The sequence below is a fragment of the Microbispora hainanensis genome (genome assembly GCF_036186745.1).
Taxonomy (GTDB): Bacteria; Actinomycetota; Actinomycetes; order Streptosporangiales; family Streptosporangiaceae; genus Microbispora.
Genome location: NZ_CP108086.1, coordinates 3,345,510 through 3,369,405, shown reverse-complemented (window position 1 = coordinate 3,369,405; position 23,896 = coordinate 3,345,510). Strand labels below are relative to the sequence as shown.

Here is a 23,896-nt window from a genome sequence, read left to right as displayed (position 1 = left end):
GCTTGGTCGAACACGGGGGGACCCCCGTGCCAGGCGAACTCTAACGCACTACGGGCGCGGAGGCTCATAGTGAACCTCCGCGCCTCGCAGCACGTGATGCCTACAGCTCGGAAACCGAGCCGCCGGCCGCGGCGATCTTCTCCTTCGCGCTGGCGGAGAAGGCGTGCGCCTGCACGTTCAGCGCCACGGAGATCTCGCCGGTGCCCAGCACCTTGACGGGCTGGTTCTTGCGGACCGCACCCTTGGCCACCAGGTCGTCGAGCGTGACGTCGCCGCCCTGGGGGAACAGCTCCCCGAGCCTGTCCAGGTTGACGACCTGGTAGGTCGTCTTGAACAGGGCGTTGGAGAAGCCCTTCAGCTTCGGCAGCCGCCGCTGGAGCGGGACCTGGCCACCCTCGAAGCCCGGCATGACAGCCGTACGGGCCCGGGTGCCCTTGGTGCCACGGCCGGCCGTCTTGCCCTTGGAGCCCTCGCCACGGCCCTTGCGGGTCTTGGCCTTGTTGGCGCCGGGGGCCGGACGGAGGTCGTGGATCTTGAGCGGAGCGTTCTCGGTCATGACTAGTCGACCTCCTCAACCTCGACGAGGTGCGACACCTTGGCGACCATGCCCCGGATCTCCGGGCGGTCCTCCTTGACGACGACGTCGCCGATTCGCTTCAGACCCAGCGAACGCAGCGAGTCACGCTGGTTCTGCTGGCCACCGATCTTGGACCGGGTCTGGGTGATCTTCAGACGAGCCATCACTAGCTCACCGCCTTCGCGGCCGCGGCCGCCTCGGCCAGACCCTCGGCACGAGCCTTCAGCATCGCCTTGGGAGCGACGTCCTCGATCGGCAGGCCACGGCGGGCGGCGATCTCCTCGGGCCGGCTGAGGCCCTTCAGAGCCGCCACGGTGGCGTGCACGATGTTGATCGGGTTGTCCGAGCCGAGTGACTTGGACAGCACGTCGTGGATCCCGGCGCACTCCAGGACCGCGCGGACCGGGCCACCCGCGATGACGCCCGTACCGGGCGAGGCCGGACGCAGGAGGACGACGCCGGCGGCGTCCTCGCCCTGCACCGGGTGCGGGATGGTGCCCTGGATGCGCGGAACCTTGAAGAAGTGCTTCTTGGCCTCCTCGACACCCTTGGCGATCGCCGCGGGCACCTCCTTGGCCTTGCCGTAGCCGACCCCGACGAGACCGTTGCCGTCGCCGACGATGACCAGCGCGGTGAAGCTGAAGCGCCGGCCGCCCTGGACGACCTTGGCCACTCGGTTGATCTTTACGACGCGCTCGATGTACGAGACGCCCTTGTCTGCGGCGCCACCGCGGCGGTCCTCACGACGGTCACGCCGCTCGCCACCGCCGCCGGCACCGCGACGCGGAGCTGCAGCCATCAGTGGTTCCTCTTCTCGTTGCTCTTTGGACGGGTCGTCGGTCGCGACCCACGGACCGGAGTCATCAGAACTCCAGCCCGCCTTCACGGGCGCTGTCCGCGAGAGCGGCGATCCGCCCCGCGTAGCGGTTGCCACCGCGGTCGAACACGACAGCGGTGATCCCGGCGGTCTTGGCCCGCTGAGCGAGAAGCTCGCCGACCTTCTTCGCCTTCTCGGTCTTGTCACCCTCGGCGTTGCGCAGCGAGACGTCCATGGTGGACGCGCTCACCAGCGTGTGGCCCTGAGTGTCGTCGACGATCTGCACGAACAGGTGACGGGTCGACCGGTTGACGACCAGGCGCGGACGCTCGGCCGTGCCGAAGACGTTCTTGCGGACACGGCGGTGCCGGCGAGCCCGGGAGACCGTGCGGGCGGCCGTGTGCTTGCCGAACGCAGTCTTTCCAGCCATGCCTACTTACCAGCCTTTCCGACCTTGCGGCGGACAACCTCGCCCTGGTAGCGCACGCCCTTGCCCTTGTACGGGTCCGGCTTGCGCAGCTTCCTGATGTTGGCGGCGACCTCGCCGACCCGCTGCTTGTCGATGCCGTCCACGTGGAACAGGGTCGGCCTCTCGACACGGAAGCTGACGCCCTCGGGGGCCTTGACGATCACCGGGTGGCTGAAGCCCAGAGAGAACTCCAGCTCCGTCGGACCCTTGGCCTGGACGCGGTAACCGACGCCGACGATCTCGAGCGTCTTCGTGTAGCCCTGCGTGACACCCGCCACCATGTTGGCGATGAGCGTGCGGGACAGGCCGTGCAGCGCACGAACCTTGTTCTCGTCGTTCGGGCGCGTGACGGTGATGGTGCCGTCCTCGCCGCGCGAGACCTCGATGGGCTCGGCGACCGTGTGAGTGAGCGTGCCCTTGGGCCCCTTGACCTGGACTTCCCGGCCGTCGATCGTGATGTCGACACCCGCCGGTACGGGGATGGGCAGCCGTCCGATTCGCGACATGCTGAGTGCCTCCCCTCGTTACCAGACGTAGGCGAGGACTTCCCCGCCCACTCCACGCTTGCTCGCCTGCCGGTCCGTCATCAGACCGCCGGACGTCGAGATGATCGCGACGCCCAGACCGCCCAGAACGCGGGGCAGGTTGTCCTTCTTTGCATAGACCCGCAGACCGGGCTTCGACACCCGGCGCAGGCCCGCGATGGCGCGCTCGCGGCTGGGGCCGAACTTCAGCTCCATCACGAGGTTCTTGCCAACCTTGGCGTCCTCGACGCTCCAGCCCTGGATGTAGCCCTCCTGCTGGAGGATCTCCGCGATGTGTGCCTTGATCTTGGAGTAAGGCATGCTCACGGTGTCGTGATAGGCCGAGTTCGCGTTACGCAGACGAGTCAACATGTCTGCGATCGGGTCGGTCATCGTCATGGCCGGTGGCCTTCCTCACCGCGGTTTCCCCGATGGGACCTTCGGTGTGGTCGTGGGCGCTGCGACCAGCGCCCGGTTGATATGACTTCTTTACGGCTGGCCCGCGGAGGGCTTACCAGCTCGACTTGGTGATGCCGGGCAGCTCGCCCCGGTGCGCCATCTCGCGGAAGCACACGCGGCACAGCCCGAACTTGCGGTAGACAGCGCGGGGACGCCCGCAGCGGGAGCACCGAGTGTACGCCCGGACCTCGAACTTCTGCTTGCGCGCTGCCTTGACCTTCAGCGACGTCTTCGCCATGATCAGGCCTCCTTGAAGGGGAAACCGAGGAGCTTCAGCAGCGCCCGGCCCTGCTCGTCGTTCTTCGCGGTGGTCACGACCGTGATGTCCATGCCCCGCTGCCGGTCCACCTTGTCCTGGTCCACCTCGTGGAACATGACCTGCTCGGTGAGGCCGAAGGTGTAGTTGCCGTTGCCGTCGAACTGCTTCGGCGACAGACCACGGAAGTCCCGGATACGCGGCAGCGCCAGCGACAGCAGACGGTCGAGGAACTCCCACATGCGGTCGCCGCGCAGCGTCACGTGCGCGCCGATCGGCATGCCCTCACGCAGCTTGAACTGCGCGATGGACTTGCGGGCGCGGGCGACGGCCGGCTTCTGGCCGGTGATCGCGGTCAGGTCGCGAACGGCGCCCTCGATGAGCTTCGAGTCGCGGGCGGCCTCGCCGACACCCATGTTCACCTTGATCTTGGTGATCGTGGGCACCTGCATGATGTTCTCGATGCCGAACTCCTCGCGCAGCTTCGCGATGATCTCCTCGCGGTAGCGCTGCTTGAGGCGCGGAACGATGCGCTCTTCAGTCGTGGCGGTCATCAGCTGTCCTCACCCGTCGCCTCGGCGTCGCCCTTCGCGGCGGCCTTCTTCTCGGGCTTCTTCTCGTCATCCTTGAGCTTCTTCACGTTGCTCACGTGGATGGGAGCCTCCATGGTCTGCACGCCGCCTTCCTTGGCGCCGCGCGGTCCCTGGTTGGTGACCTTGGAGTGCTTCTTGATCATGTTGACGCCCTCGACCACCACGCGCTCCTCGCGCGGGTAGGCGGCGATGATCCGGCCCTTGGCGCCCTTGTCCTTGCCGGCGATGACCTGGACGAGGTCGCCCTTCTTCACGTGCAGCTTCGGCATCACAGCACCTCCGGCGCGAGCGAGATGATGCGCATGAACTTCTTGTCGCGCAGTTCACGGCCGACGGGGCCGAAGATGCGGGTGCCCCGAGGGTCGCCGCTGTCCCTGATGATGACCGCGGCGTTCTCGTCGAAGCGGATGTAGGAGCCGTCGGGGCGGCGGCGCTCCTTCACGGTGCGCACCACGACAGCCTTGACAACGTCGCCTTTCTTAACGCCCCCGCCGGGAATAGCGTCCTTCACCGTGCCAACGATGACGTCGCCGATTCCCGCGTAGCGCCGACCCGAGCCGCCGAGAACGCGGATGCACAGAATCTCCTTGGCACCCGTGTTGTCGGCGACCTTGAGCCGCGACTCCTGCTGGATCACGTCTACTCCTGTTTGTCGTGCCGGTTCTCACCCTCGCGGTGAGCCTGGCCGAACCTGATGTGGTCTTTTTCCCTCGGCGACAGCCGTACGACCGCCGCCGCGGGCGGACGGGACCGATGCCCGGCCCCGCCCCTTGGACGCCATCATGGGGGGCGGTCTCCCACCCCCCACGAGGCGCGTCTGTGGTGTGTTACTTGGCCTTCTCGAGGATCTCGACGACCCGCCACCGCTTGGTGGCCGAGAGCGGCCGGGTCTCCATCAGGAGGACGCGGTCGCCGACGCCGCAGGCGTTCTGCTCGTCGTGGGCCTTGTACTTCGTCGTACGGCGGATGACCTTGCCGTACAGCGGGTGCTTGACGCGGTCCTCGACGGCGACGACGACGGTCTTGTCCATCTTGTCGCTGACGACCAGGCCCTCGCGGGTCTTGCGGTAGTTCCGCGCCGTCTCCGCGGTCGTCTCAGTGGTAGGGGTCTCGGTTGCTTCAGACATCGCTCGGCTCCTTCTCGACCGTGACGATTCCGAGCTCGCGCTCGCGCATCACGGTGTAGATGCGGGCGATCTCGCGGCGGACGGCGCGCAGCCGCCCGTGGCTCTCCAGCTGACCCGTCGCCGCCTGGAAGCGGAGGTTGAACAGCTCCTCCTTGGCTTCCTTCAGCTTCTGGACCAGCACCTCCTGGTCCTCGACACGCAGCTCCGCGGCGGTCAGACCCTTAGCCATCACGCCTCACCCACTTCACGCTTGACGAAACGGCACTTCATGGGGAGCTTGTGCATCGCGCGCCGCATGGCCTCGCGGGCCACGGGCTCGGCGACACCGGACAGCTCGAACATGACACGGCCGGGCTTGACATTGGCGATCCACCACTCCGGAGAACCCTTACCGGAACCCATGCGGGTCTCGGCCGGCTTCTTCGTCAGGGGACGGTCCGGGAAGATGTTGATCCACACCTTGCCGCCACGGCGGATGTGCCGGGTCATGGCGATACGCGCGGCCTCGATCTGGCGGTTGGTCACGTAGGAGTGCTCAAGCGCCTGAATGCCGAACTCGCCGAAGACGACCCGGGTGCCGCCCTTGGCGGCTCCGCTGCGGTCGGGCCGGTGCTGCTTGCGGTGCTTGACCCTGCGCGGGATCAGCATGGTCAGCTCCCTTCAGCACCCGGCTGCTCCGCCGGGCCGGTCTCGGGGGCGGCCTGCGCGGCCGCCTCAGTCCTGGGTGCACGGTCGCCGCGGCCTGCGCCGCCACGACGGGGACGGTCGCCGCCACGACGCGGACGGTCGCCCGCGCCACCGCGACGGTCGTCGCGCTCACGACGCTGGCTCGCACGGGCGCCGGCCGCGGCCGCCTCCCGCTCGGAGCGGCTGGTCGGGGCCTCGCCCTTGTAGATCCACACCTTCACGCCGATGCGGCCGAAGGTGGTGCGGGCCTCGTAGAAGCCGAAGTCGACGTCCGCACGGAGCGTGTGCAGGGGCACGCGGCCCTCGCGGTAGAACTCCGAGCGCGACATCTCGGCGCCGCCCAGACGGCCGGAGCACTGGACACGGATGCCCTTGGCCCCGCTCTTCATGGCGGACTGCATGGCCTTGCGCATGGCCCGGCGGAACGAGACGCGGCTGGAGAGCTGCTCGGCCACGCCCTGCGCGACGAGCTGCGCGTCGATCTCGGGGTTCTTCACCTCGAGGATGTTCAGCTGGACCTGCTTCTTGGTCAGCTTCTCCAGGTCGCCGCGGATGCGGTCGGCCTCCGCGCCGCGACGGCCGATGACGATGCCCGGCCGGGCGGTGTGGATGTCGACCTGGACGCGGTCGGTCGTGCGCTCGATCTCGACCTTGGAGATGCCGGCCCGCTCCATGCCCTTCTGCAGCATGCGACGGATCGCCACGTCCTCGGCGACGTACGACTTGTACAGCTTGTCGGCGTACCACCGGCTCTTGAAGTCGGTCGTGATGCCGAGGCGGAACCCGTGCGGGTTAACCTTCTGGCCCACTAGCGGGTCCTTCCCTTCGGCTCGCGGGACTCCACGATCACAGTGATGTGGCTGGTCCGCTTGTTGATCCGATAGGCACGACCCTGGGCACGCGGGCGGAAGCGCTTGAGCGTCGGGCCCTCGTCGACCCACGCCCGGCTCACGAAGAGCGTGTCCCGGTCGAGCTTGAAGTTGTGCTCAGCGTTCGCGATCGCGCTCGAGAGCACCTTGTAAACGGTCTCGCTCGCCGCCTGGGGAGCGAACTGCAGCACGGCCTGCGCCTCCGAAGCGGGCAGCCCGCGAATGAGGTCCACCACGCGGCGGGCCTTCCGGGGCGTGTGGCGCGCGTACCGCGCCTGTGCCCTGGCTTCCATCGCTTTCTCCTCTAACTGCTGGCTTGAAGGCGCTTACCGCCGGCTGCGGCGGTCTTCCTTGACGTGGCTGCGGAACGTCCGCGTGGGGGCGAACTCACCGAGCTTGTGACCGATCATCGACTCGGTGATGAACACCGGGACGTGCTTGCGGCCGTCGTGCACGGCGATCGTGTGGCCGATCATGTCGGGCACGATCATGGAGCGCCGCGACCACGTCTTGATGACGTTCTTGGTGCCCTTCTCGTTCTGGGCGTCCACCTTCTTCTGAAGGTGATCGTCCACGAAGGGACCCTTCTTAAGACTACGTGGCATTTCGGCTGCTCCTACCGCTTCTTCCTCTTGCTCCGACGACGGATGATCAGCCGGTCGCTGGGCTTGTTCGGCTGGCGGGTGCGACCCTCCGGCTTGCCCTTCGGGTTGACCGGGTGACGACCACCGGAGGTCTTGCCCTCACCACCGCCGTGCGGGTGGTCGACCGGGTTCATGGCAACACCGCGGACCGTGGGGCGCTTGCCCTTCCAGCGGTTGCGGCCGGCCTTACCGATGCTGATGTTGGCCTGCTCGGCGTTGCCCACCTGGCCCACGGAGGCCCGGCAGCGCACGTCGACCTGACGCATTTCTCCGGACGGCATGCGCAGCGTGGCGTACATGCCCTCCTTGGCGAGCAGCTGGATCTGCGCGCCGGCGCTACGGCCGAGCTTGGCGCCGCCACCGGGACGCAGCTCCACCGCGTGGATGAAGGTACCGGTCGGAATGTTGCGCAGCGGCAGGCAGTTGCCCGGCTTGATGTCGGCCGCGGGGCCGTTCTCGACCTGGTCCCCCTGCTTGAGGCCGACCGGGGCGAGGATGTAACGCTTCTCGCCGTCGGCGTAGTGCAGCAGCGCGATGCGGGACGTGCGGTTGGGGTCGTACTCGATGTGAGCGACCTTGGCCGGGATCCCGTCCTTGTCGTGGCGGCGGAAGTCGATGATCCGGTAGGCGCGCTTGTGCCCGCCTCCCTGGTGCCGGGCGGTCACCCGGCCGTGGACGTTACGGCCGCCCTTGCTGTGCAGGGGGGCAAGCAGCGACTTCTCCGGAGTGCTGCGCGTGATCTCGGCGAAGTCCGAGACGCTCGCGCCGCGACGACCCGGAGTCGTCGGCTTGTACTTACGGATGCCCATCTCTTTCGTTCATCCTTCGTCGGTTCGTACCGGTCGGGGTCCGCCTCACGGCGGTCCCCCCGGTGCTTACTCAATGGGGCGAGTCCCTCGCTCGGAGGCGAGGGGCCCCTCTCCCCGCTGCGGCAGGTGCTAGCCGATCTGACCGAAGATGTCGATACGGTCGCCCTCGGCCAGGCTCACGATCGCGCGCTTGGTGTCCGGGCGCTGGCCGTAGCCGTGCCGGGTCCGCTTGCGCTTGCCCTGGCGGTTGATCGTGTTCACGCCGGTCACCTTGACGCCGAAGATCTGCTCGACGGCGATCTTCACCTGCGTCTTGTTGGCACCCTTGCGCACCAGGAACGTGTACTTGTTGTGCTCATCGATCAGGCCGTAGCTCTTCTCAGAGACGATCGGCTTGAGGATGATGTCGCGCGGGTCGGCGATCTTCTGCATCAGGCCTCTTCCTTCCCGCTCTTCGCCAGCCGGGCCACGACCTGGTCGTAGGCCTCACGGGTGAAGACCACGTCGTCGTGGCACAGCACGTCGTAGGTGTTCAGCTGTCCCGCGTCCAGCAGGTGGACCTCGGGCGCGTTACGCAGGCTGAGCCAGGTGATCTCGTCGTTCTCGTCGACGACGACGAGCACGCTGCGGGCCTGCGTGATCTTGCGCAGGGCCTCCAGGGCGGCCTTGGTCTTGGGCGTCTCACCCGTGACCAGGCTGTCCACCACGTGGACGCGACCGCCGCCGGCGCGGTCGGACAGCGCGCCCTTCAGGGCCGCCGCCTTCATCTTCTTCGGCGTCCGCTGCTCGTACGAGCGCGGCTGCGGGCCGTGGACGGTGCCACCGCCGGCGAACTGCGGAGCGCGGGTCGAGCCCTGACGGGCGCGGCCGGTGCCCTTCTGCCGGTACGGCTTCTTGCCGCCACCGGAGACGTCACCGCGGGTCTTGGTCGCGTGGGTGCCCTGCCGGCGAGCGGCGAGCTGGGCGACGACCACCTGGTGGATCAGCGGGACGTTGACCTTGGCCCCGAAGACCTCCTCGGGGAGGTCGACGGTCCCCGTCTTGGCGCCGCTGGCGTCGAGGACGTCAATGGTCGTGGTCACTTCGCAGCAACCCCCTTCTTGGCAGCGGTGCGGAGGAGGACCAGGCTGCCGTTGGCGCCGGGGATCGCACCCTTGATCAGGATGAGGCCCTTCTCGGCGTCCACGGCGTGCACCTTGAGGCTCTGGACCGTCGTGCGGACGTTGCCCATCCGGCCGGCCATGCGCAGGCCCTTGAAGACGCGGCCCGGGGTGGCGCAGCCACCGATGGAACCCGGGGAGCGGTGCTTGCGCTGGGTACCGTGCGAAGCGCCCAGACCACGGAAGTTGTGGCGCTTCATGACACCGGCGTAGCCCTTGCCCTTGCTCTTGCCCGTGACGTCGACGTACTGCCCGGCCTCGAAGGTGTCGGCGAGGACTTCCTGGCCGACCGTGTACTCGGAGGCGTCGTCGGTGCGAACCTCGGCGAAGTAGCGGCGCGGGGTGATGTCGTGCTTGCGCAGGTAGTCGCCCAGGGGCTTGTTCACCTTGCGCGGGTCGATCTGCCCGTAGCCGAGCTGGACGGCGGAGTAGCCGTCCTTCTCCGGAGTGCGGACCCGGGTCACCACGCACGGACCGGCCTCGACGACGGTGACCGGGATCACCCGGTTCGCCTCATCGAAGACCTGGGTCATGCCGAGCTTCTTGCCCAGGACGCCCTTGATCTGCTTAGCCATGTCAGTGCGTTCCTTAGAGCTTGATCGAGATGTCCACGCCGGCGGGAAGGTCGAGACGCATGAGCGAGTCGACCGTCTTCGGCGTCGGGTCGATGATGTCAATCAGCCGCTTGTGCGTACGCATCTCAAAGTGCTCGCGGCTGTCCTTGTACTTGTGCGGCGACCGGATGACGCAGTACACGTTCTTCTCGGTCGGCAGCGGCACCGGGCCAGCGACCTTGGCGCCGGTCCGCGTCACCGTCTCGACGATCTTCTTGGCCGAGCTGTCGATGACCTCGTGGTCATACGCCTTAAGCCGGATGCGGATCTTCTGTCCCGCCATAATGGCCTCGGTGTCCTTCGCTGTCGTCCTATAAAGCTTCGCGCGGCCTGTTGCCGCAGGTCGTTTCCACGCGACCGACGTCCCGGAACCCGTCCGGTTCTCCGTGATCTGGCAGTGGCTTCGGCCGGCGCTCGGCCGAAAACACTGCGAGATCACGGTCTCGTCGTCCGTGGGGGGTCGTCTCCGGCCCCTGCGTGGTGCGGCGGTCAGGCCCTCGCGGACCCGACCGCCGCCCAGCGGTGCTACTACTTGATGATCTTCGTGACGCGACCGGCGCCGACGGTGCGGCCACCCTCGCGGATCGCGAACTTCAGGCCCTCTTCCATGGCGACCGGCTGGATGAGCTCGACGCGCATCTCGGTGTTGTCGCCCGGCATGACCATCTCGGTGCCCTCGGGGAGGTTCACCACGCCGGTCACGTCCGTCGTACGGAAGTAGAACTGCGGACGGTAGTTGTTGAAGAACGGCGTGTGGCGGCCGCCCTCGTCCTTGGACAGGATGTAGACCTGCGCCTCGAACTCGGTGTGCGGGGTCGTGGTGCCCGGCTTGATGACACACTGACCACGCTCGACCTCCTCGCGCTTGATACCGCGCAGGAGCAGACCGACGTTGTCACCGGCCTGGCCCTCGTCGAGGAGCTTGCGGAACATCTCGACGCCGGTGACGGTCGTCGTGGTGCTCTTCTCCTTGATGCCGATGATGTCGACGGTCTCGTTGACCTTGATGATGCCGCGCTCGATACGACCGGTGACGACGGTGCCGCGACCGGTGATCGAGAACACGTCCTCGATCGGCATGAGGAACGGCTTGTCGGTGTCACGAACGGGCTCGGGGACGTTCTCGTCCACGGCGTTCATGAGCTCGATGATGGAGTCGCCCCACTTCTCGTCGCCCTCGAGCGCCTTGAGCGCGGAGACGCGCACGACCGGCAGGTCGTCGCCCGGGAACTCCTGGGCGGACAGCAGCTCGCGGACCTCGAGCTCGACGAGCTCCAGGATCTCCTCGTCGTCGACCATGTCGGCCTTGTTGAGGGCCACGACGATGTAGGGAACGCCGACCTGGCGGGCCAGGAGGACGTGCTCCTTCGTCTGCGGCATCGGACCGTCGGTCGCCGCGACCACCAGGATCGCGCCGTCCATCTGGGCGGCACCGGTGATCATGTTCTTCACGTAGTCGGCGTGACCGGGGCAGTCCACGTGGGCGTAGTGGCGCTTCTCGGTCTGGTACTCGACGTGCGCGATGGAGATGGTGATTCCGCGAGCCTTCTCCTCGGGCGCCTTGTCGATCTTGTCGAACGGGGTCGCCTCGTTGAGCTGCGGGAAACGGTCGTGAAGCACCTTGGTGATCGCCGCGGTCAGAGTGGTCTTGCCGTGGTCGATGTGCCCAATGGTGCCGATGTTCACGTGCGGCTTGTTCCGCTCGAACTTGGCCTTGGCCACTGGTCTGTCTCCTTAGAGATTCTGACTTGACTTTCGTCTTCTACCTCAGGCTCGGCACGGCGGGGCGCCCCTGGAGGCGCTCCGCCGTACCGCGAGCGGAACTATTCGCCCCGAGCCTTCGCGACGATCTCCTTGGCGATGCCCGGGGGCACCTCCGCGTAGGAGTCGAACTGCATGCTGTAGCTCGCCCGCCCCTGAGTGCGGCTGCGAAGGTCGCCCACGTAGCCGAACATCTCGGAGAGCGGAACGAGCGCCCTGATCACACGGGCGCCGGACCGTTCGTCCATTGCCTGGATCTGTCCGCGACGACCGTTGAGGTCGCCGATGACGTCTCCCATGTAGTCCTCGGGCGTGGTGACCTCGACGGCCATCATCGGCTCGAGGAGTACGGCGTCTGCCTTGCGCGCGGCCTCCTTGAAGGCCATCGAGCCGGCAATCTTGAAGGCCATTTCCGACGAGTCGACCTCGTGGAAGGCACCGTCCTGAAGCGTGACCTTGACGCCGACCATCGGGTAGCCGGCGAGCACGCCGAACTCGGCCGCCTCCTGCGCGCCCGCGTCCACCGACGGGATGTACTCCCGCGGGATGCGGCCACCGGTGACCTTGTTCTCGAACTCGTAACCGTCGTTGCCCTCGCCCAGCGGCTCCAGGTCGATGATCACGCGCGCGAACTGGCCGGAACCACCGGTCTGCTTCTTGTGCGTGTACTCGACCTTCTCCACCTTGCGGCGGATGGTCTCGCGGTAGGCGACCTGCGGGCGGCCGACGTTCGCCTCGACCTTGAACTCGCGGCGCATCCGGTCGACGAGGATCTCCAGGTGGAGCTCGCCCATACCCCAGATGACGGTCTGGCCGGTCTCCTCGTCACGGCGGACCTGGAAGGACGGGTCCTCCTCCGCCAGCCGCTGGATCGCGGTCGACAGCTTCTCCTGGTCGCCCTTGGTCTTGGGCTCGATGGCCACGTTGATGACCGGCGCCGGGAACGTCATCGACTCGAGGACGACCTGCTTGACCGGGTCGGAGAGGGTGTCACCAGTGGTGGTGTCCTTCAGACCCATGACGGCGACGATCTGACCAGCGGTCGCGGTGGGGCGCTCCTCGCGCTTGTTCGCGTGCATCTGGTAGATCTTGCCGATCCGCTCCTTCTTGCCCTTGACCGAGTTCACCACGGTGGTGCCGGCCTCGAGCGTCCCGGAGTAGACGCGGATGTAGGTGAGCTTGCCCAGGTGCGGGTCGCTCATGATCTTGAACGCCAGCGCCGCGAACGGCTCGTTCGGGTCCGCGTGGCGCTCGATGATCTCCTCCTCGTTGCCCACCGCGTGGCCCTTGAAGGCCGGGATGTCGGTGGGAGCCGGGAGGTAGGCGACGATCGCGTCGAGCAGGGGCTGCACGCCCTTGTTCTTGAACGCGGTGCCGCACAGGACCGGGTTGATCGCGCCGCTGATGGTCGCCCGGCGGATCGCCGCGACAAGCTGCTGCTCGGACGGCTCGACGCCCTCCAGGAAGAGCTCCATGAGCTCGTCGTCGTTTTCGGCGACGGTCTCGACAAGCTTGTCGCGCCACTCACGGGCCGCGTCGGCGTGGTCGGCCGGGATGTCGACGGTGTCGTACATCTCGCCCTTGGCCGCCTCGGCGCTCCAGAGCAGGCCCTTCATCTTCACCAGGTCGATGACGCCCTTGAAGTCGGCCTCGACGCCCCAGGGAAGCTGGATGACCGCCGGCGTGGAACCCAGCCGGTTGATCATCATGTCGACACAGCGGTGGAACTCCGCGCCGACCCGGTCCATCTTGTTCACGAAGCAGATGCGGGGCACGCCGTACCGGTCGGCCTGGCGCCAGACCGTCTCCGACTGCGGCTCCACGCCGGCGACGCCATCGAACACCGCGACCGCGCCGTCCAGAACACGCAGCGACCGCTCGACCTCGATGGTGAAGTCCACGTGTCCGGGCGTGTCGATGATGTTGATCGTGTGATCAAGCCAGCTGCAGGTGGTCGCGGCGGAGGTGATGGTGATGCCGCGCTCCTGCTCCTGCTCCATCCAGTCCATGGTGGCAGCGCCCTCATGAACCTCACCGATCTTGTAGTTGATGCCGGTGTAGAACAGGATGCGCTCAGTCGTCGTGGTCTTGCCCGCGTCGATATGGGCCATGATCCCGATGTTGCGGACCCTGGCCAGGTCAAGAGCGGTCGTGGTGGCCACTTCTTCGCGTCCTTAACTCGTCGTCGGTGCTCACTACCAGCGGTAGTGGGCGAAGGCCTTGTTGGACTCGGCCATCTTGTGCGTGTCCTCGCGCCGCTTGACGCTGGCGCCGAGGCCGTTGCTCGCGTCGAGCAGCTCGTTCATGAGCCGCTCGGTCATGGTCTTCTCGCGGCGCGCGCGGGAGTACTGGACGATCCACCGCAGCGCCAGCGTGGTGCTGCGCGAGGCCTTGACCTCGACCGGCACCTGGTAGGTGGCGCCACCGACGCGGCGGCTCTTCACCTCGAGCGTCGGGCGGACGTTGTCGAGAGCGCGCTTCAGGGTGACGACCGGGTCGTTGCCGGTCTTCTCCCTGCAGCCCTCGAGGGCGCCGTAGACGATCGACTGCGCGAGGGAGCGCTTGCCGTCCAGGAGAACCTTGTTGATCAGAGCGGTGACCAGCGGCGAGTTGTGCACCGGGTCAGCGACCAGCTGGCGGCGGCCAGGGGAACCCTTGCGCGGCATGTCAGCTCTTCTCCTTCTTCGCGCCGTAGCGGCTGCGGGCCTGCTTGCGGTTGCGGACGGCCTGAGTGTCCAGCGAACCACGGATGATCTTGTAGCGAACACCCGGCAGGTCCTTCACACGACCACCACGCACGAGCACCATCGAGTGCTCCTGGAGGTTGTGGCCCACCCCGGGGATGTAAGCCGTGACCTCGATGCCGTTGGTGAGCCGAACACGGGCCACCTTGCGCAGCGCCGAGTTGGGCTTCTTGGGGGTCGTCGTGTAAACGCGGGTGCAAACGCCGCGCCGCTGCGGGCTCCCCTTGAGGGCAGGAGTCTTGGTCTTGCTGACCTTGTCCTGCCGGCCCTTACGGACCAACTGCTGAATGGTGGGCACCGCGTCTCCGTTTCGTGCCTAGCCGGTGATACGTAGGACCCGGTCGAGGTGGCGAGGCCGCCTCTCACAGGCTTGCAGGTACTGCCGGTGTCATGACCTGCTGGTTTTCCATCCCCTTCGACCCCCGCGGTCGGGCGTGTCGCGCTCTTGTCGCAGCACACCCGAGCAGATCCGGTCGATCTGGAGGAGTCACACGGCGCCCCCCGCACGCCCCTCTCTTCGAGAAGCGGCATTTGAGCGCACGCATGCGAGCCCACAGACGGGCACGAGGGTAAAGCCTACCCTCCCCCGTACAACACGTCAAAACAGAGGAGGACGCCCCGGAGGGACGTGCCCCGCTGTCTTGACGTGCCGCTGCGCCGACGGCCCAAGCCGGACCGTCGAAGGACTCGGCCCCCCATCATACCGCCCTCACGAGGGGCTTCTCACGGTTTCCACGCCGTCCCCGCCCGGCGTCGCGCGCGTACGCGGAGCGCGGACAACGGAAAAGCGGCCCGGGGGATGCCCCGGACCGCTTTTCCGTATGTAGCCCGCCGCGGCGATCTCTCACCGCGGCGACCTGTCAACGGCCGTACTGGCCGAAGTCGTACTCCTCCAGCGGGACGGCCTCGCCGCTGCCGGAGCCGAAGGTGTAGTCCGCGGCAGAGCCGTCGTAGCCGCCGACCGTGTACATCGCGGCCTTGGCCTCCTCGGTCGGCTCCACCCGGATGTTGCGGTACTGGGGCATGCCCGTACCGGCCGGGATGAGCTTACCGATGATGACGTTCTCCTTGAGGCCGAGCAGCGAGTCGGACTTGGCGTGGATCGCCGCGTCGGTGAGGACTCGCGTCGTCTCCTGGAAGGACGCCGCCGACAGCCACGACTCGGTCGCCAGCGAGGCCTTGGTGATACCCATCAGGACCGGACGGCCGGAGGCCGGCTGGCCGCCCTCCGCCACGGTCTGACGGTTGATGGCCTCGAAGCGCGGCCGCTCGACCAGCTCACCGGGCAGCAGCTCGGTGTCGCCGGACTCCAGCACGTTCACGCGCTTGAGCATCTGCCGGACGATGACCTCGATGTGCTTGTCGTGGATCGACACACCCTGCGAGCGGTAGACCTGCTGCACCTCGTCCACGAGGTGGAGCTGGACGGCGCGCGGGCCGAGGATGCGCAGCACCTCGTTGGGGTTGCGCGCACCGGCGACCAGGAGCTGGCCGACGTCCACGTGCTGCCCCTCCGAGACCAGCAGCCGCGACCGCATCGACACCGGGTAGGCGACCTCGTCGGAGCCGTCGTCCGGAGTGATGACGATCTTGCGGGTCTTGTCGGTCTCGTCGATCCGCACCCGGCCGGCGACCTCGCTGATCGGGGCCACACCCTTGGGGATGCGGGCCTCGAACAGCTCCTGGACACGCGGCAGACCGTGGGTGATGTCCGCGCCCGCCACACCACCGGTGTGGAAGGTACGCATGGTCAGCTGGGTGCCGGGCTCACCGATCGACTGGGCCGCGATGATGCCGACGGCCTCGCCGACGTCCACGAGCTTGCCGGTGGCCAGCGAACGGCCGTAGCAGGTCGCGCAGACACCGATCTTGGCCTCGCAGACGAGCGTGCTGCGGGTCCTGACCGTCTCGATGCCGGCGTTCACCAGCGCCGTCACGACGTCGTCGTTGATGTCGACGCCCGCCGACGCGATGAGCTTGCCGTCCACCTCGACGTCCTCGGCCAGGATGCGGCCGTGCACGTTGCTCTCGGCGTTCTCGGCCTTGACCAGGTTGCCCTGGGAGTCGCGCTCGCCGACGTGCAGCGGGACGGCCCGGTCGGTGCCGCAGTCGATCTCGCGCACGATGACGTCCTGCGCGACGTCGACCAGACGACGGGTCAGGTAACCGGAGTCGGCGGTCCGCAGAGCGGTGTCCGCCAGACCCTTCCGCTGACCGTGGGTGGAGATGAAGTACTCCAGCACCGACAGGCCCTCGCGGAAGGAGGACTTGATCGGGCGCGGGATCGTCTCACCCTTGGTGTTGGACACCAGGCCGCGGATGCCGGCGATCTGCCGGACCTGCATGCGGTTACCACGGGCGCCGGAGTTGACCATCATCCAGACCGGGTTGGTCGCCGGGAACGCGTTGACCATGTCGGTCTCGACGTCCGCCGTCGCGTGGGTCCAGATCTCGATGAGCTCCTGACGGCGCTCCTCGTCGGTGATCAGACCGCGGTCGTACTCCCGCTGGACCTTGTCGGCCCGGCGCTCGTACGACTCCATGATCTCGGCCTTGTTCGGCGGCGCCACGACGTCCTCGATGGAGATCGTGACACCGGCGCGGGTCGCCCAGTAGAAGCCGGCGTCCTTCAGCGAGTCGAGCGCGTTGGCCACCTCAACCTTCGGGTACCGCTCGGCCAGCTCGTTGACGATCGCCGAGAGCTGCTTCTTGCCGACCTGGTAGTTCACGAAGGGGTAGTTGTCCGGCAGCGTCTGGTTGAACAGGCATCGGCCCAGCGTGGTCTCCAGCCGGATCGGGTCGCCGGGCTCCCAGCCCTCGGGGGCCTCCCAGCCGCGCGGCGGCGGGACGTCCTTGAGCCGCACCTGGACCTTGGCCTGGATGTCCAGCTCGTGGCGGTCGAAGGCCATGAGAGCCTCCGACACCGTCGCGAACACCCGGCCCTCGCCGACGCCGCCCTCCTTCTGGGTGGTCAGCCAGTAGAGACCGATGACCATGTCCTGGGTGGGCATCGTCACCGGCTTGCCGTCCGCCGGCTTGAGGATGTTGTTGGTGGACAGCATCAGGATCCGGGCCTCGGCCTGGGCCTCGGCCGACAGCGGCAGGTGCACCGCCATCTGGTCGCCGTCGAAGTCCGCGTTGAACGCGGTGCAGACGAGCGGGTGGATCTGGATGGCCTTGCCCTCGACGAGCTGCGGCTCGAAGGCCTGGATGCCCAGGCGGTGCAGGGTGGGCGCGCGGTTGAGCAGCACCGGGTGCTCGGTGATGACCTCTTCCAGCACGTCCCACACGACCGGCTTGGACCGCTCGACCATCCGCTTGGCGGACTTGATGTTCTGCGCGTGGTTGAGATCGACCAGGCGCTTCATCACGAACGGCTTGAACAGCTCCAGCGCCATCTGCTTGGGCAGGCCGCACTGGTGGAGCTTGAGCTGCGGGCCGACGACGATGACCGAACGGCCGGAGTAGTCGACGCGCTTGCCGAGCAGGTTCTGCCGGAAACGACCCTGCTTACCCTTCAGCATGTCGCTGAGGGACTTCAGCGGACGGTTGCCGGGGCCCGTGACCGGGCGGCCGCGGCGGCCGTTGTCGAACAGGGCGTCGACGGCCTCCTGGAGCATCCGCTTCTCGTTGTTCACGATGATCTCGGGCGCGCCGAGGTCGAGCAGACGCTTGAGGCGGTTGTTCCGGTTGATGACCCGGCGGTACAGGTCGTTCAGGTCCGAGGTGGCGAAGCGGCCACCGTCGAGCTGGACCATCGGCCGCAGGTCCGGCGGGATCACCGGGATGCAGTCGAGGACCATGCCGCTCGGCGAGTTGCGGGTGTTGAGGAACGCCGCGACGACCTTGAGCCGCTTGAGGGCGCGGGCCTTCTTCTGGCCCTTGCCGCTGCGGATGGTCTCGCGCAGGTTCTCCGCCTCGGCCTCCAGGTCGAAGCTGGCGAGCCGCTCCTGGATGGCCTGGGCGCCCATGCCGCCGCGGAAGTAGCGGCCGAACCGGTCGCGCATCTCGCGGTAGAGCAGCTCGTCGCCCTCCAGGTCCTGGACCTTGAGGTTCTTGAAGCGGCTCCAGACCTCCTCCAGCCGGTCCAGCTCACGCTGGGCGCGGTCGCGGAGCTGGCGCATCTCGCGGTCGGCGCCCTCACGCACCTTGCGGCGGGCGTCGCCCTTGGCGCCGCTGGCCTCCAGCTCGGCCAGGTCGGCCTCGAGCTTCTTCTGGCGGGCCTCGATGTCGGCGTCACGGCGCTGCTCGATGTGCTGCCGCTCGACGGAGATCTTCGCCTCCAGCGACGGCAGGTCGCGGTCACGCATCTCGGTGTCGACATGCGTGATCATGTACGCCGCGAAGTAGATGACCTTCTCCAGGTCCTTCGGGGCGAGGTCGAGCAGGTAACCGAGGCGCGACGGGACGCCCTTGAAGTACCAGATGTGGGTGACCGGAGCGGCGAGCTCGATGTGGCCCATCCGCTCGCGGCGCACCTTGGCGCGCGTGACCTCGACGCCACAGCGCTCACAGATGATGCCCTTGAAGCGGACGCGCTTGTACTTGCCGCAGTAGCACTCCCAGTCCCGGGTCGGACCGAAGATCTTCTCGCAGAAGAGCCCGTCCTTCTCCGGCTTGAGGGTCCGGTAGTTGATGGTCTCGGGCTTCTTCACCTCGCCGTGCGACCACTGCCTGATGTCGTCGGCGGTCGCGAGGCCGATGCGCAGCTCGTCGAAGAAGTTGACGTCGAGCACTAGATAATCCCCTTTTGAATCAGACCTCGTCGACGGTCATCGCGCCCTCGTGGGGACGCCGGGACAGGTCGATGCCGAGCTCCTCCGCCGCGCGGAAGACGTCCTCGTCGGTGTCCCTCATCTCGATCGACATGCCGTCGCTGGAGAGAACCTCGACGTTGAGACAGAGCGACTGCATCTCCTTGATGAGGACCTTGAAGGACTCGGGAATGCCCGCCTCGGGGATGTTCTCGCCCTTGACGATGGCCTCGTAGACCTTCACACGGCCCAGGACGTCGTCGGACTTGATCGTCAGCAGCTCCTGCAGCGCGTAGGCGGCGCCGTACGCCTCCAGGGCCCACACCTCCATCTCACCGAAGCGCTGGCCGCCGAACTGCGCCTTACCACCCAGCGGCTGCTGGGTGATCATCGAGTACGGACCGGTCGACCGGGCGTGAATCTTGTCGTCGACCAGGTGCAGCAGCTTCAGGATGTAGATGTAACCCACCGAGATCGGGTGCGGGAACGGCTCGCCGGAGCGGCCGTCGAACAGCCGCGCCTTGCCGTTCTCCCCCACCATGCGGGAGCCGTCCCGGTTGAGGAGGGTGTTGTTGAGCAGGCCGACGATCTCCTCCTCGTGGGCGCCGTCGAACACCGGCGTGGCGACCTTGGTCCAGGGCTCGACCCTGCCCAGGTCCTTGTCACGCAGGCGCTCGGCCCAGGCTTCGTCGAGACCGGAGACGTCCCATCCGCGGGCGGCGATCCACCCGAGGTGGGTCTCCAGCACCTGGCCGACGTTCATCCGGCCCGGCACGCCCAGCGGGTTGAGCACGATGTCGACCGGCGTGCCGTCCTCGAGGAACGGCATGTCCTCCACCGGCAGGATCTTGGAGATGACGCCCTTGTTGCCGTGACGGCCGGCGAGCTTGTCACCATCGGTGATCTTGCGCTTCTGCGCCACGTACACGCGCACCAGCTCGTTCACACCCGGAGGAAGCTCGTCGCCCTCCTCACGGCTGAACACCCGCACCCCGATGACCTTGCCCGACTCACCGTGCGGCACCTTCAGCGAGGTGTCGCGCACCTCACGCGCCTTCTCACCGAAGATCGCCCGCAGCAGCCGCTCCTCCGGCGTCAGCTCGGTCTCACCCTTCGGCGTGACCTTGCCGACCAGGATGTCGCCGGTCGTCACCTCGGCGCCGATGCGGATGATGCCGCGCTCGTCGAGGTCGGCCAGCGCGTCCTCGGAGGCGTTGGGGATGTCGCGGGTGATCTCCTCCGGACCCAGCTTGGTGTCGCGGGCGTCGACCTCGTGCTCTTCGATGTGGATCGACGACAGCACGTCGTCCTGCACCAGACGCTGGGACAGGATGATCGCGTCCTCGTAGTTGTGCCCCTCCCAGGGCATGAACGCCACCAGCAGGTTCTTGCCCAGCGCCATCTCACCGTTGTCGGTGCACGGACCGTCGGCGACGACCTGACCCCGCTCGACCCGGTCACCCTCGGACACGATCGGCTTCTGGTTGAAGCAGGTGCCCTGGTTCGACCGCTTGAACTTCGCCACCCGATACGTCGTCCGGGTGCCGTCGTCGTTCATCACCGTGATGTAGTCGGCCGAGACCTCCTCCACCACACCGGCCTTCTCGGCCGTGATGACGTCACCGGCGTCCGTCGCCGCGCGATACTCCATGCCGGTGCCGACCAGCGGCGCCTCGCTCTTGAGCAACGGCACCGACTGACGCTGCATGTTCGACCCCATGAGCGCGCGGTTGGCGTCGTCGTGCTCCAGGAACGGGATCATCGCCGTCGCCACCGACACCATCTGGCGCGGCGACACGTCCATGTAGTCGACCTCGGACGGGTGGACGGCCTCGAACTCGCCGCCCTTGCGGCGGGCGAGCACGCGGGTCTCGGCGAAGGTGCCGTCGGCGTTCAGGGCCGTGTTGGCCTGCGCCACGACGTGCCGGTCCTCCTCGTCCGCGGTGAGGTAGTCGATCTCGTCGGTGACCCGGCCGTCGACGACGCGGCGGTAGGGGGTCTCGACGAAGCCGAACGAGTTGACCCGCCCGAAGGAGGACAGCGAGCCGATTAGGCCGATGTTCGGGCCTTCCGGCGTCTCGATCGGGCACATGCGGCCGTAGTGCGAGGGGTGCACGTCGCGGACCTCGAAGCCCGCGCGCTCACGCGACAGACCACCCGGGCCCAGGGCGGACAGACGCCGCTTGTGCGTCAGGCCGGCCAGCGGGTTGGTCTGGTCCATGAACTGCGACAGCTGCGAGGTGCCGAAGAACTCCTTGATCGACGCCACGACCGGGCGGATGTTGATCAGGGTCTGCGGCGTGATCGCCTCGACGTCCTGCGTGGTCATGCGCTCGCGGACGACGCGCTCCATGCGGGCCAGGCCCAGGCGGACCTGGTTCTGGATGAGCTCGCCCACCGTGCGCAGACGACGGTTGCCGAAGTGGTCGATGTCGTCGGTCTCGACGACCACCGAGTTGTCCGGGCCCATCGTCTCCTCGCCGGCGTGCAGCCGGACGAGGTATTCGATGGTCGACACGATGTCCTCGTCGGTCAGCGTTCCCTGGGTGATGTCGGCCTGGACGCCCAGCTTCTTGTTGATCTTGTAACGGCCGACCTTGGCGAGGTCGTAGCGCTTCGGGTTGAAGTACAGGTTCTCCAGCAGCGCCTGCGCCGACTCCCTGGTCGGGGGCTCGCCCGGACGCAGCTTGCGGTAGATGTCGAGCAGCGCGTCGTCCTGGCCGGAGGTGTGGTCCTTCTCCAGGGTCGCCCGCATCGACTCGTACTGACCGAAACGCTCCAGAATCTGGTCGTTGGTCCAGCCGAGCGCCTTCAGCAGCACCGTGACCGGCTGCTTACGCTTGCGGTCGATGCGCACGCCGACGCTGTCGCGCTTGTCGATCTCGAATTCGAGCCACGCGCCGCGCGACGGGATCACCCGGCAGCCGAACAGGTCCTTGTCGGAGGTCTTGTCGACCGAACGGTCGAAGTAGACACCCGGCGAACGGACGAGCTGGGACACCACGACACGCTCGGTGCCGTTGATGATGAAGGTGCCCTTCGACGTCATGAGCGGGAAGTCGCCCATGAACACCGTCTGGCTCTTGATCTCACCTGTGGTGTTATTGATGAACTCCGCCGTGACGAACATCGGGGCGGAGTAGGTCATGTCCTTGTCTTTGCACTCATCGACTGAGTACTTGGGCGGCTCGAACCTGTGATCCCGGAACGACAGGGACATGGTTCCGGAGAAGTCCTCGATGGGACTGATCTCCTCGAAGATCTCTTCGAGACCGGATTGGGTCGGAATGTCCTTGCGCCCGGCCTGGCGAGCCGCCTCGACCCGGCCCTTCCATTTCTCGTTTCCGAGCAGCCAGTCGAAGGACTCGGTCTGCAGGGCGAGAAGGTCGGGTACTTCGAGCGGCTCCTCGATTCGTGCGAACGACACGGTTCGGGGACCGGCGGGTACGGCGGAGGCGTTGCGCGAGGCTGCCAACAGATGTCCTTCCGAGGGCTCGCGGACTGACTACACGCACGCCAGACGACCAGGACTAAGAGTTACTCAGAGAGACGGTCGTCAAAGGGCAGCGCAAAGGGGCAGTGTAGCCGATCGGCATACACCTGTCCACTCCGCTATCGCTCTGCGCTCCACGTTGGTGGCAGCATCACCCGTCAGCGCCGAAACGTCAAGCCCGAGAGCCGACATTTCGCCTAACCGGCAGGGGTCTCGCAGGGTTTTTCCGCCCTCGCGGCCGAGCGAGCTCCGGGGATCCAGTCCCTACCCGGGACCGGACACGGGTAACGCTCAGTCACGCGAACGACCCAACGCTGACCGTCGGTCGACGCCGCCGAGCCCTGGATACCCACCGGGTGGCACGGCTTAAACGTGTTCTTTACTAACAATTTAGCCACGGGCTCAGGGAACGGGCGTGTCACCCAGGAGCGTGGACAGCCGGGAGGCCCGCCAGCCGTCGCCCTGCGTCACCATGACCAGGCGCGCTCTCCCCTGGCTGACCTGCTGCTTCGGCTCCTCCTGACCCGGGCCCGACCGCGTCGTGACCATGTTCACGAACAGCAGCACCCGGACCTCTTCCGGCGTCGCCGACTCCACTCCTGCGGCGGCGACGACCGCGTGCTGCACCGTCCGCCGCTCGCGCGCCTGCGGTCCCAGCGTCGCCACGAGCGTCCGGTAGTGCTCCGCCAGCTGCCCGGTGGCGTGCGCTCCCGCCCTCAGCATGTCCTGATCGATCGTACGGTAGTCGTACGACAACATGTCGGGCGCGTAGGACCGGGCGGCCGACAGTGCCTCCCTGGAGGCTCTCTCGGTGGCCTGGAGGCGGCGCAGATCGAGCAGGAGCCACACGGCGGCGACGGCCAGCCCGGCCGCCACGAGGGCCGTCAGCGCCCGCAGCAGGCGCCTCACCGCACCAGCTCCGCCCGTGAGACCAGCCACAGGCCCGAGGCCTTCGTGACGTCCATGCGCCAGCGGAAGAAGCGCTCCTCCGGAGGGGCCTTCCTGCCGTCCTCCCAGTGGATCACGGCGTCGCCGACGATCAGCACCTGTGCCGTGCGCCGGTCGGCGGCGAGGGAGGTGAGCGCGGAGGCCCGCAGGACGCCCGTCTGCACGGCCTTGTTCTTCAGCGTGGTGGCCTTCAGAGCCGCCTGCCCGGCGGCGTACTGCGCCCGCTCCGGGCCCGTGGAGGTCGCCAGCGCTCGTTTGATGTCGTCGTCGATGCGGCGGTGGTCGATCGACATGAGGCTCACCGCGTGCGCCGCCGCGGCCCGCACGGCCATCTCGCCGTCCTCGGCCGTCGCGAGGGCCTCCGTACGGGCCTGGGCGAGATGGCGGACCGTCAGGGCCAGCGCGACCACGAGGAGCACGAGCCCGGCGGTCAGCGCGCGCCGCATCCCCGCACCTCCTGAGCACCCGGTCGTCGTCTCGGCCCGTTCACGTCGCGCGGATCAACGGTCGTGCCCGGCGAGGCCGGCGTGCCACCCGCGCGCGCCGTCGTCGGACACTCCCTAATCGGCACGATAGATCAGCGGACCCGCC

The 23,896-nt window shown here is 67.4% G+C and carries 29 protein-coding genes; all 29 read right to left on the bottom strand.

The genetic code is table 11. From position 1 onward, the window contains the following. Positions 1-100 precede the first annotated feature (100 nt). Positions 101-556: a 50S ribosomal protein L15 gene (gene rplO, locus OHB01_RS16030; protein ID WP_139573656.1), complete on the bottom strand. Its 456-nt coding sequence runs from the start codon at positions 554-556 to the stop codon at positions 101-103. A 2-nt stretch (positions 557-558) separates the two neighbouring features. Next, the gene (rpmD, locus tag OHB01_RS16025; protein ID WP_079319858.1) at positions 559-741 is read right to left on the bottom strand and encodes a 50S ribosomal protein L30; all 183 of its coding nucleotides are present in this window, start codon (positions 739-741) and stop codon (positions 559-561) included. Positions 742-743: 2 nt separating this feature from the next. Next, positions 744-1,376, bottom strand: a complete 633-nt coding sequence (gene rpsE / locus OHB01_RS16020) for a 30S ribosomal protein S5 (protein ID WP_079319859.1) — start codon at positions 1,374-1,376, stop codon at positions 744-746. A 64-nt stretch (positions 1,377-1,440) separates the two neighbouring features. Next, complete coding sequence (rplR, locus tag OHB01_RS16015; protein WP_142646721.1) at positions 1,441-1,824, bottom strand: 50S ribosomal protein L18; 384 nt, start codon at positions 1,822-1,824, stop codon at positions 1,441-1,443. 2 nt (positions 1,825-1,826) lie between these two features. Then, complete coding sequence (gene rplF / locus OHB01_RS16010; protein ID WP_142646722.1) at positions 1,827-2,369, bottom strand: 50S ribosomal protein L6; 543 nt, start codon at positions 2,367-2,369, stop codon at positions 1,827-1,829. Between the two features lie 18 nt (positions 2,370-2,387). After that, positions 2,388-2,786, bottom strand: a complete 399-nt coding sequence (gene rpsH / locus OHB01_RS16005) for a 30S ribosomal protein S8 (protein ID WP_030508333.1) — start codon at positions 2,784-2,786, stop codon at positions 2,388-2,390. A 112-nt stretch (positions 2,787-2,898) separates the two neighbouring features. Continuing rightward, the gene (locus OHB01_RS16000) at positions 2,899-3,084 is read right to left on the bottom strand and encodes a type Z 30S ribosomal protein S14 (protein WP_030451489.1); all 186 of its coding nucleotides are present in this window, start codon (positions 3,082-3,084) and stop codon (positions 2,899-2,901) included. A gap of 2 nt (positions 3,085-3,086) precedes the next feature. Then, a complete protein-coding gene (gene rplE, locus OHB01_RS15995) occupies positions 3,087-3,656 on the bottom strand; it encodes a 50S ribosomal protein L5 (protein ID WP_142646723.1) in 570 nt (189 codons plus the stop codon). After that, entirely contained in the window at positions 3,656-3,955 is a 300-nt protein-coding gene (gene rplX, locus OHB01_RS15990) for a 50S ribosomal protein L24 (protein ID WP_205830048.1), read from the bottom strand. Before rplX ends, rplE begins: the two co-directional genes overlap by 1 nt. Before the next feature lie 8 nt (positions 3,956-3,963). Then, a complete protein-coding gene (rplN, locus tag OHB01_RS15985; RefSeq protein WP_142646725.1) occupies positions 3,964-4,332 on the bottom strand; it encodes a 50S ribosomal protein L14 in 369 nt (122 codons plus the stop codon). A gap of 190 nt (positions 4,333-4,522) precedes the next feature. Then, positions 4,523-4,822: a 30S ribosomal protein S17 gene (gene rpsQ, locus OHB01_RS15980; RefSeq protein WP_142646726.1), complete on the bottom strand. Its 300-nt coding sequence runs from the start codon at positions 4,820-4,822 to the stop codon at positions 4,523-4,525. Beyond that, the gene (gene rpmC, locus OHB01_RS15975; protein WP_079319874.1) at positions 4,815-5,051 is read right to left on the bottom strand and encodes a 50S ribosomal protein L29; all 237 of its coding nucleotides are present in this window, start codon (positions 5,049-5,051) and stop codon (positions 4,815-4,817) included. Before rpmC ends, rpsQ begins: the two co-directional genes overlap by 8 nt. Next, complete coding sequence (gene rplP, locus OHB01_RS15970; RefSeq protein ID WP_030508327.1) at positions 5,051-5,470, bottom strand: 50S ribosomal protein L16; 420 nt, start codon at positions 5,468-5,470, stop codon at positions 5,051-5,053. Before rplP ends, rpmC begins: the two co-directional genes overlap by 1 nt. A 2-nt stretch (positions 5,471-5,472) precedes the next feature. Further along, a complete protein-coding gene (gene rpsC, locus OHB01_RS15965; RefSeq protein WP_142646727.1) occupies positions 5,473-6,318 on the bottom strand; it encodes a 30S ribosomal protein S3 in 846 nt (281 codons plus the stop codon). After that, positions 6,318-6,671: a 50S ribosomal protein L22 gene (rplV, locus tag OHB01_RS15960; RefSeq protein WP_079319864.1), complete on the bottom strand. Its 354-nt coding sequence runs from the start codon at positions 6,669-6,671 to the stop codon at positions 6,318-6,320. Before rplV ends, rpsC begins: the two co-directional genes overlap by 1 nt. A 33-nt stretch (positions 6,672-6,704) precedes the next feature. Then, a complete protein-coding gene (rpsS, locus tag OHB01_RS15955; protein ID WP_079319865.1) occupies positions 6,705-6,983 on the bottom strand; it encodes a 30S ribosomal protein S19 in 279 nt (92 codons plus the stop codon). 11 nt (positions 6,984-6,994) lie between these two features. After that, positions 6,995-7,831, bottom strand: a complete 837-nt coding sequence (gene rplB / locus OHB01_RS15950) for a 50S ribosomal protein L2 (RefSeq protein WP_142646728.1) — start codon at positions 7,829-7,831, stop codon at positions 6,995-6,997. Positions 7,832-7,960: 129 nt separating this feature from the next. Beyond that, positions 7,961-8,263, bottom strand: coding sequence for a 50S ribosomal protein L23 (gene rplW / locus OHB01_RS15945; RefSeq protein WP_142646729.1), 303 nt, complete (start codon positions 8,261-8,263; stop codon positions 7,961-7,963). Continuing rightward, positions 8,263-8,913 carry a 50S ribosomal protein L4 gene (gene rplD, locus OHB01_RS15940; RefSeq protein ID WP_142646730.1) on the bottom strand — a complete coding sequence of 217 codons (651 nt, stop codon included), beginning with the start codon at positions 8,911-8,913 and terminating at the stop codon, positions 8,263-8,265. Before rplD ends, rplW begins: the two co-directional genes overlap by 1 nt. Then, positions 8,910-9,566: a 50S ribosomal protein L3 gene (gene rplC / locus OHB01_RS15935; RefSeq protein ID WP_142646731.1), complete on the bottom strand. Its 657-nt coding sequence runs from the start codon at positions 9,564-9,566 to the stop codon at positions 8,910-8,912. Before rplC ends, rplD begins: the two co-directional genes overlap by 4 nt. Positions 9,567-9,579: 13 nt before the next feature. Further along, positions 9,580-9,888: a 30S ribosomal protein S10 gene (gene rpsJ / locus OHB01_RS15930; RefSeq protein WP_012887830.1), complete on the bottom strand. Its 309-nt coding sequence runs from the start codon at positions 9,886-9,888 to the stop codon at positions 9,580-9,582. Positions 9,889-10,133: 245 nt separating this feature from the next. Beyond that, the gene (gene tuf / locus OHB01_RS15925; protein ID WP_142646732.1) at positions 10,134-11,327 is read right to left on the bottom strand and encodes an elongation factor Tu; all 1,194 of its coding nucleotides are present in this window, start codon (positions 11,325-11,327) and stop codon (positions 10,134-10,136) included. Positions 11,328-11,428: 101 nt separating this feature from the next. Continuing rightward, complete coding sequence (gene fusA / locus OHB01_RS15920; protein WP_419197587.1) at positions 11,429-13,477, bottom strand: elongation factor G; 2,049 nt, start codon at positions 13,475-13,477, stop codon at positions 11,429-11,431. Between the two features lie 84 nt (positions 13,478-13,561). After that, entirely contained in the window at positions 13,562-14,032 is a 471-nt protein-coding gene (gene rpsG, locus OHB01_RS15915; RefSeq protein ID WP_142616379.1) for a 30S ribosomal protein S7, read from the bottom strand. Between the two features lies 1 nt (position 14,033). Beyond that, positions 14,034-14,408, bottom strand: coding sequence for a 30S ribosomal protein S12 (gene rpsL, locus OHB01_RS15910; protein ID WP_030508316.1), 375 nt, complete (start codon positions 14,406-14,408; stop codon positions 14,034-14,036). A 562-nt stretch (positions 14,409-14,970) separates the two neighbouring features. Continuing rightward, positions 14,971-18,846, bottom strand: a complete 3,876-nt coding sequence (locus tag OHB01_RS15905) for a DNA-directed RNA polymerase subunit beta' (RefSeq protein ID WP_142646734.1) — start codon at positions 18,844-18,846, stop codon at positions 14,971-14,973. 19 nt (positions 18,847-18,865) lie between these two features. After that, a complete protein-coding gene (gene rpoB / locus OHB01_RS15900; RefSeq protein ID WP_328708370.1) occupies positions 18,866-22,339 on the bottom strand; it encodes a DNA-directed RNA polymerase subunit beta in 3,474 nt (1,157 codons plus the stop codon). A 420-nt stretch (positions 22,340-22,759) separates the two neighbouring features. Then, positions 22,760-23,266: a hypothetical protein gene (locus tag OHB01_RS15895; RefSeq protein WP_328708371.1), complete on the bottom strand. Its 507-nt coding sequence runs from the start codon at positions 23,264-23,266 to the stop codon at positions 22,760-22,762. Further along, positions 23,263-23,751, bottom strand: coding sequence for a hypothetical protein (locus OHB01_RS15890; protein ID WP_142651170.1), 489 nt, complete (start codon positions 23,749-23,751; stop codon positions 23,263-23,265). Before OHB01_RS15890 ends, OHB01_RS15895 begins: the two co-directional genes overlap by 4 nt. Positions 23,752-23,896: the final 145 nt, after the last annotated feature.

What these genes read in the sequence shown, in the direction of transcription:
- rplO (WP_139573656.1), bottom strand. Translation starts at nt 556, where the DNA reads ATGACCGAGAACGCTCCGCTCAAGATCCACGACCTCCGTCCGGCCCCC.
- rpmD (WP_079319858.1), bottom strand. Translation starts at nt 741, where the DNA reads ATGGCTCGTCTGAAGATCACCCAGACCCGGTCCAAGATCGGTGGCCAG.
- rpsE (WP_079319859.1), bottom strand. Translation starts at nt 1,376, where the DNA reads ATGGCTGCAGCTCCGCGTCGCGGTGCCGGCGGCGGTGGCGAGCGGCGT.
- rplR (WP_142646721.1), bottom strand. Translation starts at nt 1,824, where the DNA reads ATGGCTGGAAAGACTGCGTTCGGCAAGCACACGGCCGCCCGCACGGTC.
- rplF (WP_142646722.1), bottom strand. Translation starts at nt 2,369, where the DNA reads ATGTCGCGAATCGGACGGCTGCCCATCCCCGTACCGGCGGGTGTCGAC.
- rpsH (WP_030508333.1), bottom strand. Translation starts at nt 2,786, where the DNA reads ATGACGATGACCGACCCGATCGCAGACATGTTGACTCGTCTGCGTAAC.
- OHB01_RS16000 (WP_030451489.1), bottom strand. Translation starts at nt 3,084, where the DNA reads ATGGCGAAGACGTCGCTGAAGGTCAAGGCAGCGCGCAAGCAGAAGTTC.
- rplE (WP_142646723.1), bottom strand. Translation starts at nt 3,656, where the DNA reads ATGACCGCCACGACTGAAGAGCGCATCGTTCCGCGCCTCAAGCAGCGC.
- rpsQ (WP_142646726.1), bottom strand. Translation starts at nt 4,822, where the DNA reads ATGTCTGAAGCAACCGAGACCCCTACCACTGAGACGACCGCGGAGACG.
- rpmC (WP_079319874.1), bottom strand. Translation starts at nt 5,051, where the DNA reads ATGGCTAAGGGTCTGACCGCCGCGGAGCTGCGTGTCGAGGACCAGGAG.
- rplP (WP_030508327.1), bottom strand. Translation starts at nt 5,470, where the DNA reads ATGCTGATCCCGCGCAGGGTCAAGCACCGCAAGCAGCACCGGCCCGAC.
- rplV (WP_079319864.1), bottom strand. Translation starts at nt 6,671, where the DNA reads ATGGAAGCCAGGGCACAGGCGCGGTACGCGCGCCACACGCCCCGGAAG.
- rpsS (WP_079319865.1), bottom strand. Translation starts at nt 6,983, where the DNA reads ATGCCACGTAGTCTTAAGAAGGGTCCCTTCGTGGACGATCACCTTCAG.
- rplB (WP_142646728.1), bottom strand. Translation starts at nt 7,831, where the DNA reads ATGGGCATCCGTAAGTACAAGCCGACGACTCCGGGTCGTCGCGGCGCG.
- rplW (WP_142646729.1), bottom strand. Translation starts at nt 8,263, where the DNA reads ATGCAGAAGATCGCCGACCCGCGCGACATCATCCTCAAGCCGATCGTC.
- rplC (WP_142646731.1), bottom strand. Translation starts at nt 9,566, where the DNA reads ATGGCTAAGCAGATCAAGGGCGTCCTGGGCAAGAAGCTCGGCATGACC.
- rpsJ (WP_012887830.1), bottom strand. Translation starts at nt 9,888, where the DNA reads ATGGCGGGACAGAAGATCCGCATCCGGCTTAAGGCGTATGACCACGAG.
- fusA (WP_419197587.1), bottom strand. Translation starts at nt 13,477, where the DNA reads ATGGCCCATATCGACGCGGGCAAGACCACGACGACTGAGCGCATCCTG.
- rpsG (WP_142616379.1), bottom strand. Translation starts at nt 14,032, where the DNA reads ATGCCGCGCAAGGGTTCCCCTGGCCGCCGCCAGCTGGTCGCTGACCCG.
- OHB01_RS15890 (WP_142651170.1), bottom strand. Translation starts at nt 23,751, where the DNA reads ATGCGGCGCGCGCTGACCGCCGGGCTCGTGCTCCTCGTGGTCGCGCTG.